Genomic DNA, 12,222 nt, shown 5'->3' with positions numbered 1-12,222 from the left:
TAGCCGCGATGGAAACTCACAATTAGAGTCCCTCCTCCCTCATAACAACAATACCGGAGCACGCCCATGTCACTTTCCGGCAAGACCCTGTTCATCACCGGCGCCAGCCGTGGCATCGGCCGCGAGATCGCCCTCAAGGCCGCCGCCGATCGCGCCAACATCGTCATCGCGGCCAAGAGCGCCGAGCCGCACCCAAAACTGGAAGGCACCATCTTCAGCGTCGCCGCCGAGGTCGAGGCCGCAGGCGGCAAGGCGCTGGCCCTGCAGCTGGACGTGCGCGACGAACAGGCCGTGGCAGCCGCCATGGCCCAGGCCGCCGAGCATTTCGGCGGTATCGACGCGCTGGTCAACAACGCAGGCGCGATCAAGCTGGTAGGTGTGGAGAAGCTCGAACCCAAGCGTTTCGACCTGATGTACCAGATCAACACCCGCGCGGTGATGGTCTGCAGCCAGGCGGCCCTGCCGTATCTGAAAAAGAGCGCCGGCGGACATATCCTCAACCTCTCCCCACCACTCAACCTCGACGCCAAGTGGTTCGCCCAGCACGGCCCCTACACCGTCACCAAATACGGCATGAGCATGCTCACCCTGGGCATGAGCGAGGAGTTCAAGAAGTACGGCATCAGCGTCAACTCGCTGTGGCCAAAGACCATGATCGCCACCGCCGCCATCGAGTTCGAGTTGGGCAGCCGCGACGCCTTCAAGCGCGCGCGCACGCCGGCGATCATGGCCGACGCGGCCCACGCGATCCTGGCCAGCCAGGGCCGCAGCATCACCGGTCGCCTGCTGATCGACGAGGACATCCTGCGCGAACAGGGCGTCAGCGACTTCGAGCCGTATCGCTTCGATCCCGCTGGCGGCAGCTTGGTACCGGATCTGTTTGTCGATTGAGCACGACTGGATACGCCACGCTCCCCTCTCCCATTCATGGGAGAGGGCTGGGGAGAGGGAATACCATTTCGACTTCGTAGCCCGGATCCGTAGGGTGCGCCGCGCGCACCGGCGAATCAGCCTTCGATACGCGAACGAAACAACTCCTGATGCTCGCGGCACTGCTTGGCCGCCAGCAGGAACACACCATGCCCGCCACGCTGGAAGTCCAGCCAGGTGAAGTCCACTTCCGGGTATAGCGCTTCGACATGCACCTGGCTGTTGCCCACCTCGACGATCAGCACACCACGCTCGGTCAGGTGATCGGCCGCTTCAGCCAGCATGCGTCGCACCAGATCCAGTCCATCAGCACCGCAGGCCAGGCCCATCTCCGGCTCGTGCTGGTATTCGGCAGGCATGTCGGCGAAATCCTCGGCGTCGACATAAGGCGGGTTGGAGACAATCAGGTCGAAACGCTGCCCAGGCAACCCGGCAAAGCCGTCGCCCTGCACGCAGAAGACGCGATCCTCCAGGCCATGGCGCTCGATGTTGAGGTTGGCCACCTCCAGCGCGTCGAACGACAGATCGCCCAGCACCACTTCCGCTTCGGGGAATTCGTAGGCACAGGCGATACCGATGCAGCCGGAGCCGGTACACAGGTCGAGAATGCGCACCGGTTCGGTCGGCAGCCAGGGGGCGAAATGACGGTCGATCAGCTCGGCAATCGGCGAACGCGGCACCAGCACGCGCTCATCAACGACGAAGGGCAAACCGCAGAACCAGGCTTCGCCGAGCAGGTAGGCGGTGGGCACACGCTCTTCGATGCGGCGTTTGAGCAATGCCTGCAGGTGAGCGTGCTCGTCGTCTTCCAGGCGGCAATCGAGGTAGGCGTCGGAGATTTCCCAGGGCAAGTGCACTGCGCCAAGCACCAGCTGGCGCGCCTCGTCCCAGGCATTGTCGGTGCCGTGGCCGAAAAATAGTTGCTCGGCCTGAAAACGGCTGACGGCCCAGCGAATGTAATCGCGCAGAGTGCGTAAACGGGTAGTGAGAGCAGTCACGGGCGGCCTCCGGGTGAAAAGTGCGGAAGTTTAGCCCAGTGCGGGTGGCTAGCGCATGAATGGCGGGTTAACTAATACTCATAACCGCTCGCGCTTCTTGCGCAGCGCATCGTCATCAGGACGGCGCAGCTCGCGCAGAACGGCGATGGCCACGGCGATGGAGAACAACAGCCAGAAATGCGGTGAATATTGCGACAAAAGTGACATGGCAACTCCTTTTGCGTACGCCACTGAGTCCTTCAGGGCAGTTCCGATTCTGCGCTGGCAAAATGCTCCGAGCAAGCCTTGGCGCAGATAGAGGTTCACAGAGCGCTCTGGCAAGCGGACAATGGCACATTATCACCATCAGCCAGGAGCCCGAGATGTCCCATCCGCAAACCATGTTCCAGCTCACCGGTCGTGGCCACGCGCCGGCCAGCCTGAACAATGCGACCCTGCTGATAATCGACGCTCAGGAAGAATACCGCAGCGGCGTGCTGGCGCTGCCGGGCCTGGACCCTGCACTGGCCGAGATCGCCAACCTGCTGGCAGCGGCGCGCAGCGCCGGTGCCGACATCGTTCACGTCAAGCACCTCGGCATTCCCGGCGGCCTGCTCGACCCCAGCGGTCCGCGCGGTCGTCACCTGCCGGAAGCGGCCCCGCTGGCTGGCGAGATCGTCGTTGAAAAACGCCTGCCCAACGCCTTTGCCGGTACCGAGCTGCATGATCGCTTGCAGGCACTCGGCCACCTGGACCTGATCGTCTGCGGCTTCATGACCCATTCCAGCGTCAGCACCACCGTTCGCGCCGCCAAGGACTATGGCTACCGCTGCACTCTGGTCGACGCTGCCTGCGCTACCCGCGACCTACCCGCACCAGATGGCAGCGTGATTGCCGCCGCCGAAGTGCATCGCATCGAGATGATCGCTCTGGGCGATAACTTCGCCACCCTGGTACCGCACGCCAAGTCGCTGGTGTGAAAGCGGTAGCAGTCTTGCCAGTGCAGCGGAACCTGAGTGCGACCAGCCGGTCATACCGCCGATAAACCAAAGGAAATCGGAATGAAGCTGTCCGACGATTTCGATGCACGCCGCCTGCGCCCGCGCCAGCCGAGAAACTGGCGCCTGCGTATCGGAGCCGGCCTGGGCGCCCTTCTCGCCGCCTTCGGTATCCTCCTGGCGATGGCCGGCGTCGCCTCGCTGGCGGGTCGTGCGCCAGTGCTGGGCGCGCTCAACGACTCCACCGGCGAGGCCATCGTCCTGCTGTTGTTCGGCCTGTTTCTGTTGTGGGCCGGCATCGCCTTCTGGCGTCGCTGCCGCAGACGCCTGCGTCGCCCCAGCGATCTGAGCCTGTCGCCATCGCTGATGAAAAAGCGCGACTGACCACCCGAAGACAGCCCCGACAACTTTAGGAGCTGGCTTGCCAGTGATGCTTTCCGCCGATTGCGCCTGACAATTCTGCACCTACAAATTCGTCTTTCTACGCTTACGCCGCTGGCATTTGGGTAAAATGCCAGCCTGTTTCGCGGAGCCACCGATGCAAGACGACGACTTTTCCCTGTTCCAGGCCGAGCTGCGCGGCGTCAAGCCGCTCAAGCACGACCGCGCCGATACCGGCAAACCCAAAACTGACCGTAAACAGTTCAACACCCTGCGCCAGGCTGCGACCATCAGCCAGAGCGAGATCAAGGTGGATGGCCTGTCTGATCAGTTCGTCATCGACGTGGGGGCCGAAGACCCGCTGTACTGGGCTGGTAACGGCGTGCAGGACGGCCAGATGCGCAAGCTCAAGCTGGGCCAGATCCCCTTCGACGGCAGCCTCGATCTGCACGGCATGAGCGTCGAGAAGGCGCGCGACACGCTGTGGGAGTTTCTTGCCGAAGCCACCAAGCTGGAGATCCGCTGCGTGCGCGTCACCCACGGTAAGGCGGTCCGCATGGACGGGCGCAAGCCGATGATCAAGAGCCACGTGAACACCTGGCTTCGCCAGCACCCGCAAGTACTGGGCTTCAGCTCCTGCGTCGCCAAACACGGCGGTACTGGCGCGGTGTACATCATCCTCAAGCGCACCATGATGGATGGTCGCGACGAGTAATCAGAGAACCTGGCACTCTTGCCAGGCCCCTGTCGGCGCCCTACCCTGCGCCCATTCGATACCCAACAGGATTTTCCATGTCCCTGGAACAACAGTACACAGCGATCCTTGGCCAACTTGGCGAGGATGTTTCCCGCGAAGGCCTGCTGGACACGCCCAAGCGCGCCGCCAAAGCCATGCAGTACCTCTGCCGTGGCTACCAGCAGACGCTGGAAGAGGTCACCAATGGCGCGCTGTTCAGCTCCGACAACAGCGAGATGGTGCTGGTGAAGAACATCGAGCTGTACTCGCTGTGCGAGCATCACTTGCTGCCGTTTATCGGCAAAGCCCATGTTGCCTACATTCCCAACGGCAAGGTGCTGGGCCTGTCCAAGGTGGCGCGTATCGTCGACATGTACGCCCGCCGCCTGCAGATCCAGGAAAACCTCAGCCGACAGATCGCTGAAGCGGTCGAGCAGGTCACCGGCGCGCTGGGTGTGGCGGTGGTCATCGAAGCGCAGCACATGTGCATGATGATGCGCGGCGTGGAGAAGCAGAATTCCTCCATGGTCACCTCGGTGATGCTCGGCGAATTCCGCAGCAACCCGGCGACCCGCGGCGAATTCCTCAATCTGGTTCGTTGAGCCAAGTCTCAGACGACGGCCGCTCACTTCGGTGAACGGCCGTCGGCATTTCAGGAGTTAGAAAGATGTTGCTCAAAGCCCTTCGTATCGGCCTGGGTCAGCTCGTCGTGTTCGTCGACTGGATCAGCCGCCCGCGCAAGCTCAAGCGCAGCCCCGAAGCGCAAGCCGAGGTCGAGCGCGCCACGGCCAACCTGGCGCTCTACCAGTTCCACGCCTGCCCGTTCTGCGTCAAGGTACGCCGCAATATGCACCGTCTGAACCTGCCGGTGCAGTTGCGCGACGCCAAGAACGATGCTGAACATCGTCAGGCGCTGGAGCAGCACGGCGGCCGCATCAAGGTGCCGTGCCTGCGCATCGAGGAAAACGGCCAGAGCACCTGGCTGTACGAGTCGAAGGCGATCATCGCCTATCTGGATCAGCGCTTCGCTGGTTGAGCCAAGCTTTCCGCAGGAGCCGGCTTGCCGGCGATGTCTCCGTAAAGGATTGCCGGCAAGCCGGCTCCTGCAGGTTCAGAATTCGGCACCTGAACTTCGTCCAGGCCTGCAGGCTCTCGACGATCCGGCACGGGTACTTTCGCGGCTGAAGCCGCTCCTACAAGATCGGCGTATCTTTGCCTGTTTCTGTAGGAGCGAGCTCTGCTCGCGAACAGCCTATTAGGGCTCGATACCGTAGACCTTGAGCTGGTCGAGGAACTGCGCTTCGTCCAGTACCTTCACCCCCAGCTCGCTAGCCTTGGCCAGCTTCGAACCGGCACCTGGCCCGGCCACCACGCAATGGGTCTTGGCCGATACCGAACCAGCCACCTTGGCGCCAAGGCTCTCCAGTTTTTCCTTGGCCACGCCGCGGCTCATCACTTCCAGGGTGCCGGTGAGCACCCAGGTCTGGCCAGCCAGTGGCAGGCCTTCTGCGACCTTCTTCTCGCTTTCCCAGTGCATGCCGAAATCTCGCAGTTGCTGCTCGATGGCGCGCGCGAGCTGGGCGTTCTCAGCATTGTCGAAGAACTCACGCACGGCCTTGGCCTGCTTTTCCGGCAGGGTCTGGCGCATGTCCAGCCAATCGCCGCCAAGCACGCCCTCCAGGCTGCCGAAACGCTCCGCCAGCTTCTGCGCCGCTCCGGGGCCGACACTCGGAATATTCAGTTTGTCGAGCATGCCGCCGAGGGTGGCGACGGCCGAGAACTCGGCGCTCAGTTCGCCCTCCTCCTGCAGTTCGAGGCCGCATTCGCCCAACAAGGCGCTGATCACCTGCTGATTGTGCTCATCCTCGAAGAAGCTATGGATCTCGTGCGCGACTTCCAGGCCAATATCCGGCAAGTAGGTCAGCACCTGCGGCAGCGCCTTGCGCACGCGCTCCAGCGAGGCCAGGGAGCGCGCCAGCACCTTGGCGGTTTCCTCGCCTACATCGGGAATACCCAGGGCGTAGATAAAGCGCGCCAGGGTCGGCCGCTTGCTGTCACTGATGGCCGCCAGCAACTTGTTGCTGGACACGTCGGCGAAGCCTTCCAGACCGATGATCTGCTCGAAGGTCAGTTTGTACAGGTCGGCCGGCGAAGCGATCAGCTTCTCGTCCACCAGTTGCTCGATAGTCTTGTCGCCGAGGCCTTCGATATCCATGGCGCGGCGCGAGACGAAGTGGATGATCGCCTGCTTGAGCTGCGCCTGGCAGCTCAGGCGACCGACGCAGCGATACACCGAGCCTTCGCTGAGCGACTCCTTGCCCTTGCTGCGCTTGACCAGTTGTGTGCGCTCCACGACTGAACCGCACACCGGGCATTGCTCGGGGATATGCACCGGGCGCGCATTATCCGGGCGACGCTCGGGCACCACTGCCATCACCTGCGGGATCACGTCACCGGCGCGGCGGATGATCACCGTATCGCCGATCATCACGCCGAGGCGCGCAACTTCATCCATGTTGTGCAAGGTTGCGTTGGCCACCATCACACCTGCCACCTTGACCGGATGCAGACGCGCAACCGGCGTCACCGCACCAGTACGGCCTACCTGAAACTCCACGTCGAGCAGCTCGGTCAGCTCTTCCTGCGCCGGAAACTTGTGGGCGATGGCCCAATGCGGCGTGCGCGCACGGAAGCCCAGCTGCTGCTGATCCTCGATATTGTTGACCTTGAACACCACGCCATCGATGTCATAAGCCAGGCTCATGCGCCGCGCGCCGATATCGCGGTAGTAGTCCAGGCAGGCCTCGACGCCCTTGGCCAGCTTCAGTTCGCGGCTGATGGGCACGCCCCAGGCTTTCAGCTGCTGCAGCATGGCCACCTGGGTCCCCGGCAGTTCACCGCTGACCTGGCCGACGCCATAGCAGCAGAACTCCAGTGGGCGGCTGGCGGTAATTTTCGGGTCGAGCTGACGCAGGCTGCCGGCAGCGGCGTTGCGTGGGTTGGCGAAGGTCTTGCCACCAATCTCGGCCTGCCGTGCATTGAGCTCCTCGAAGCCGGACTTGGGCATGAATACCTCGCCACGCACTTCCAGCACCTGCGGCCAGCCCTCGCCCTGCAGCTTGAGTGGCACGTTGCGGATGGTGCGCACGTTGCTGGTGATATCTTCGCCGGTGCTGCCATCGCCACGCGTAGCACCGCGCACCAACTGGCCATTCTCGTAACGCAGGCTGACGGCCAGGCCGTCAAGCTTGGGTTCGCAGCTGTATTCGATCTCGGCGCCGCCGCCGAACAGATCACCGCCCGGCACGCCAAGGCCGTTCTGCACACTGCGGTCGAAGGCACGCAGGTCGTCTTCCTCGAAGGCGTTGCCCAGGCTAAGCATCGGCACTTCATGACGCACCTCACCAAAGGCGCTGAGCGCCTCACCGCCGACGCGCTGGGTCGGCGAATCCGGCGTAACCAGCTCAGGGTGATCTGCTTCCAGCGCCTGCAATTCGCGGAACAGGCGATCGTACTCGGCGTCGGGTACGCTCGGCTCGTCCAGCACGTAGTAACGGTAGTTGTGCGCGTCCAGTTCGTTGCGCAGTTCGGAAATACGTTGGGCGGCGTCGGTCATGCTCGGTCTCTCAAACGAAAAGAGCAGCCTCGGCTGCTCTTTTGCAATGCACTGATGTTTCAGCGTTTCTGGGTCAGCTGCCGGCGCTCGAATTCGACGATGCGCTGGCGGTAATGCTCGATGGTCTGCGCAGTCATCACGCTGCGCTGGTCATCCTTCAGTTCGCCGCCCAGTTCGTGGGCCAGCTTGCGCGCGGCAGCGACCATCACGTCGAAGGCCTGCTTGGGATGACGCGGGCCAGGCAGACTGAGGAAGAAGCTCACGGCGCGGGTGCTGAAGCCTTCGATGTCGTCCAGATCGAAGGTGCCCGGCTTGAGAGCGTTGGCCATGGAGAACAGCACTTCGCCATTGCCAGCCATGCTTTCGTGGCGGTGGAAAATATCCATCTCGCCGAAGCGCAGGCCACTTTCGAGAATGTTCTGCAGCAGAGCCGGGCCCTTGAAACCGAAATCATCGCGGGCGACCACGTTGATCACCAGCACCTCTTCCACCGGCGCGGCATCAGCGGCTGGCTTGGCGGCTTTTTTCGGCTCGACGGGTTCGTCATCGACCGGATTGAGCAGAGTCGGCACCGGCTCATCGACGGCCAGGTTGAGATCACCTTGCTGCGGCTCGTTGCGCGGACGACGCGGCAGGTCCTTGGCAGTCATCGACGGCAGTTCGTCTTCGTCCAGCTGCGGCTCGTGGTCGCGATTGACCACACGCGGTGGGCTAAGCAAATCCGGGTCACTGTCGTCATCAGGCATGTTGGCGAAGCTGCGGTCGAGCTTGAACTTGAGCCTGCCCTTGCCACCGCGCATACGGCGCCAGCCGTCGAAAAGAATGCCAGCGATAACGATGATGCCAATAACGATCAGCCACTCGCGCAGACCGAATTCCATGAAATACCTGACCCTTAATAATTCTGGTGAAAAAAAGATCCAATCAACCGGATCACAACTCAACTATAAAACGCGACGCCAACTTGATGTTCTATCTGACGTTTTCCGCGTGTAACAAAAGTGGGCAATAAGCTAGCACGACGAAAGGCAACTTTACACAGGGAGCCACATAAGGTTTTGCCTATATTCAGTTAATCTCGCGGCGCTCTGCCATCACGCCTCCACCATCGCCAGCGCCTCCTCGACATCCACCGCCACCAGGCGCGAACAACCCGGCTCGTGCATGGTTACCCCCATCAGTTGATCGGCCATTTCCATGGCGATCTTGTTGTGGGTGATGTAGATGAACTGCACCGTGGCCGACATCTCCTTGACCAGCCGCGCATAGCGCCCGACGTTGGCGTCGTCCAGCGGTGCATCCACTTCGTCCAACATGCAGAACGGCGCCGGATTGAGCTGGAAGATGGAAAACACCAATGCCAAAGCGGTCAACGCTTTCTCTCCACCGGAGAGCAAATGAATGGTGCTGTTCTTCTTGCCCGGGGGCCGCGCCATGATGGTTACACCGGTATCGAGTAAATCTTCGCCGGTGAGTTCCAAATAAGCGTTGCCGCCACCGAAAACTTTTGGAAAGAGTGCCTGCAAACCGCCATTGATCTGATCGAAGGTGTCCTTGAAACGATTGCGCGTTTCCTTGTCGATCTTGCGGATGACGTTCTCCAGGGTCTCCAGCGCCTCGACCAGGTCGGCGTCCTGAGCATCCAGGTAGCGCTTGCGCTCGGACTGCTGCTGATACTCGTCGATAGCCGCCAGGTTGATCGGCCCGAGACGGGCAATACGCGCGGCCATGCGCTCCAGCTCTTCTTCCCAGGCGCTTTCCGTGGCCTCGGCCGGCAGCGTGGCGATCACCCCGTGTAGGTCGTAATTGTCCTCGGCGAGCTGGTCGGCCAACGCCTTGCGCCGTACGTTGAGCGACTGCCAGTCCATGCGCTGTTGCTCCAGCTGGCTGCGCAGCATTTGCGCCTGCTGCTCGGCCTGGGTGCGGCGTTTCTCGGCATCACGCAGCTCACGGTCGGCATCTTCCAGCGCCAAGCGCGCCTGACGCAGCTCGTCGTCCACCGCCATGCGTCGCTCGAGCAACTCTTCGAGCTTCATGCGCAGCTCTTCCAGCGGCGCCTCGCCCTCTTCCAGATTCAGCGACAGTTGCTCGCGTCGCTCGTGCAGACGCTCGGCCTGCATCTCCAGGCGCTCCAGCGCCTGACGGGTGGAGTCATGCTGCGCCTTGAGCGAACCGACGCGCACCGCCAACTGGTGCGCATGATCCTTGTGCTGGCGGGCTTCCTGACGTACGCGATCAAGGCGCTCGCGCAGGCTGTCACGGCTGGCCAGCAGGCTTTCGCGTTGCTCGTTATCCAGCGCCATGGCATCCAGTGCGTCTTGCAATTGCAGGCGCGACTCGCCCAGTTGTTCCTGCTCGATCTCGCGCTGCTCTGCGGCCTCCTGCAGTTCGTCCTGCAAGCGACGACGGCGCAGGCCCAACTGCTCGGCCTTGGCCTGGCTAGCGGACAGCTTTGCCTTCAGCTCGGCCAGCTGGCGCGCCAGCTCCTGACCCTGACGGCGCTGCTGCTCACGCTGCTCTTCCTGACGACGTTGATCATCGCGCAGCGCCAGCAGACGTTCATCCAGTTGCGCCAGGGCCGCTTCACGCTCTTCGCGCTCCAGTTGCAGACGTTCCAGCTCCTGGCCACGCGCCAGCACGCCACTGTCGGCTTCGGCAGCACGACGCACGCGCAGGAAGTGCCGACCGACCCAGTAGCCGTCGCGGCTGATCAGGCTTTCGCCTTCGGCCAGTTGCCCACGGGCAGCCAGCGCCTGCTCCAGGGATTCGACCGGGCGCACACCGGCTAGCCAGGGCGACAGGTCATGGCTCGATTCCACCTTGTCCAGCAGACTGCCGGCACGCCGCACACCACCCGAAGCCGGGCTGGCCAAGCGCAGCTCGCCCTGCTCCAGCGCGGAGAAATCCAGGCCGGCGAAATCATCCAGCAGCACGGCCTGCAGGTCGGCACCGAGTACGGTTTCAACCGCCAGCTCCCAACCCGACTCGACGCGCAGTCCTTCGGCCAGGCGCGGACGCTGCAGCAGGTTCTGCTCGCGCAGCCACTCGCCAGCGCCCTGCCCCGGATCGAGCGCAGCCTGTTGCAGCGCTTCCAGCGACGCCAGGCGACCGTTCAGGCGTTGCAGCTCGCCTTGCGCCTGCTGCTGGGCCTGGCCGGCCTGCTGCAATTCCTCGCGCAGTTGCTGTAGGCGCTCGGCCTGCTGTTCTTCGGCCAGTTGCAGCGCTTCATGCTCCAACTCACCGGCAGCGAGCTGTTCGTTCAATTCGAGAATGGCGGCGTCTTCGGGGTCGGCCACCAGTTGCTGCAATTCTTCGTTGAGGCGGCGCTGGCGTTCGGCCAGGCGCTCCAGGCTCTGCTCCAGCTGGGCGATGCGCGACTGTTGCACCTCGGCCTGGCGGCGCGGTTCAGCGCTGCGCTGGTTGAAGCCGTCCCACTGTTCCTGCCAGCCGTGCATGGCGGCTTCGGCCTCTTCCAGGCTGGCAGCGGATTCTTCGGCAGCAGCGGCAGTCATCTCCTGCTCGGGTAGGAGCATTTCCAGTTCTTCGCCCAGAGTGGCCAGCAAGGTGCGGTCGTGCCCCAGGTGCGATTCGGTTTCCAGACGCGCCTTTTCCGCCTCGCGCAAATCGTCCTGCAACTGGCGCAGGCGCTGTTGGCCGTGCTGGATGCTCTGCTCGACGCGGGCGATATCGCCGCCCACGGAATAGAAGCGGCCTTGCACAAGGTTGAAACGCTCGCTCAATTCGTGATGACCGTCGCGCAGCCGCTCGATGGCCGCATCGGCGCTGCGCTGCTCGGCCACCAGGGCCTCGAAGGCCACTTCCTGATCACCGATCACCTGCTCGCGGCTGCCGACCTGCTGGTTCAGCGTCTGCCAGCGCAGGGCCAGCAGTTGCGCCTTGAGCTGGCGCTCCTCGGCCTTGTACTCCTGATACTTCTCCGCCGCCTGGGCCTGACGGTGCAGGCGTTCGAGCTGGCGCTCCAGCTCTTCGCGCAGGTCGGTCAGACGTGCCAGGTTTTCCTGCGTGCGGCGGATGCGGTTCTCGGTCTCGCGGCGGCGCTCCTTGTACTTGGAGATGCCGGCGGCTTCCTCAATGAAGTTGCGCAGCTCCTCGGGCTTGGCCTCGATCAGCTTGCTGATCATGCCTTGCTCGATGATCGAGTAGCTGCGCGGCCCCAGACCGGTGCCGAGGAAGATATCGGTGATATCGCGGCGGCGGCACTTGGTGCCGTTGAGGAAATAGGTGTTCTGCCCGTCGCGGGTCACCCGGCGGCGAATGGAAATCTCGGCGAAGGCGGCGTATTCACCCACCAGCGAGTTGTCGCTGTTGTCGAAGATCAGCTCGATCGAAGCCTGGGTCACCGGTTTACGGGTGTTGGAGCCGTTGAAGATGACGTCGGTCATCGACTCGCCACGCAGGTTCTTCGCCGAGCTTTCACCCATTACCCAGCGTACGGCGTCGATGATGTTCGACTTGCCGCAACCGTTGGGCCCGACCACCGCCGCCATGTTGCTGGGAAAGCTTACCGTCGTCGGATCGACGAAGGACTTGAAGCCCGCCAGCTTGATGCTCTTCAGGCGCATC

At 62.9% G+C, this 12,222-nt stretch carries 11 protein-coding genes; 6 read left to right on the top strand and 5 right to left on the bottom strand.

Annotated features, from left to right (window positions below):
* The first annotated feature begins 66 nt into the window (after positions 1–66).
* Complete coding sequence (locus tag CDO35_RS14775) at positions 67–891, top strand: SDR family oxidoreductase (RefSeq protein WP_099525455.1); 825 nt, start codon at positions 67–69, stop codon at positions 889–891.
* A gap of 116 nt (positions 892–1,007) precedes the next feature.
* Here the strand turns inward: CDO35_RS14775 and prmB are convergent, their stop codons facing one another.
* Positions 1,008–1,928 carry a 50S ribosomal protein L3 N(5)-glutamine methyltransferase gene (prmB, locus tag CDO35_RS14770; protein ID WP_099525454.1) on the bottom strand — a complete coding sequence of 307 codons (921 nt, stop codon included), beginning with the start codon at positions 1,926–1,928 and terminating at the stop codon, positions 1,008–1,010.
* 78 nt (positions 1,929–2,006) lie between these two features.
* Complete coding sequence (locus CDO35_RS23105; protein WP_256579520.1) at positions 2,007–2,135, bottom strand: hypothetical protein; 129 nt, start codon at positions 2,133–2,135, stop codon at positions 2,007–2,009.
* A gap of 155 nt (positions 2,136–2,290) precedes the next feature.
* Between CDO35_RS23105 and CDO35_RS14765 the strand changes: the two genes are divergently transcribed.
* From CDO35_RS14765 to CDO35_RS14745, 5 genes are all read left to right on the top strand, one after another.
* A complete protein-coding gene (locus CDO35_RS14765) occupies positions 2,291–2,887 on the top strand; it encodes a cysteine hydrolase family protein (RefSeq protein ID WP_099525453.1) in 597 nt (198 codons plus the stop codon).
* An 81-nt stretch (positions 2,888–2,968) separates the two neighbouring features.
* A complete protein-coding gene (locus CDO35_RS14760; RefSeq protein WP_099525452.1) occupies positions 2,969–3,289 on the top strand; it encodes a hypothetical protein in 321 nt (106 codons plus the stop codon).
* Positions 3,290–3,443: 154 nt separating this feature from the next.
* Complete coding sequence (locus CDO35_RS14755; protein ID WP_099525451.1) at positions 3,444–4,001, top strand: Smr/MutS family protein; 558 nt, start codon at positions 3,444–3,446, stop codon at positions 3,999–4,001.
* Positions 4,002–4,078: 77 nt separating this feature from the next.
* Positions 4,079–4,624 carry a GTP cyclohydrolase I FolE gene (folE, locus tag CDO35_RS14750; RefSeq protein WP_074680367.1) on the top strand — a complete coding sequence of 182 codons (546 nt, stop codon included), beginning with the start codon at positions 4,079–4,081 and terminating at the stop codon, positions 4,622–4,624.
* A gap of 65 nt (positions 4,625–4,689) precedes the next feature.
* Positions 4,690–5,058, top strand: a complete 369-nt coding sequence (locus CDO35_RS14745; protein ID WP_099525450.1) for a glutaredoxin family protein — start codon at positions 4,690–4,692, stop codon at positions 5,056–5,058.
* 219 nt (positions 5,059–5,277) lie between these two features.
* On the opposite strand, the gene ligA is transcribed toward CDO35_RS14745, so the two are convergent.
* The 3 genes from ligA to smc form a co-directional block, all read right to left on the bottom strand.
* The gene (ligA, locus tag CDO35_RS14740; protein ID WP_099525449.1) at positions 5,278–7,638 is read right to left on the bottom strand and encodes an NAD-dependent DNA ligase LigA; all 2,361 of its coding nucleotides are present in this window, start codon (positions 7,636–7,638) and stop codon (positions 5,278–5,280) included.
* Positions 7,639–7,697: 59 nt separating this feature from the next.
* Positions 7,698–8,519 (bottom strand): cell division protein ZipA, encoded by an 822-nt coding sequence (gene zipA, locus CDO35_RS14735; RefSeq protein WP_099525448.1) that lies wholly within the window; start codon positions 8,517–8,519, stop codon positions 7,698–7,700.
* Positions 8,520–8,732: 213 nt separating this feature from the next.
* On the bottom strand, positions 8,733–12,221 hold the full coding sequence (gene smc, locus CDO35_RS14730) for a chromosome segregation protein SMC (protein ID WP_099525447.1): 3,489 nt from the start codon (positions 12,219–12,221) through the stop codon (positions 8,733–8,735).
* Position 12,222: the final 1 nt, after the last annotated feature.

The sequence above is a fragment of the Pseudomonas sediminis genome (assembly GCF_002741105.1).
Taxonomy (GTDB): domain Bacteria; phylum Pseudomonadota; class Gammaproteobacteria; order Pseudomonadales; family Pseudomonadaceae; genus Aquipseudomonas; species Aquipseudomonas sediminis.
Note: the sequence above shows the minus strand (reverse complement) of the source record. Positions and strands in the feature narration are given on the sequence as shown.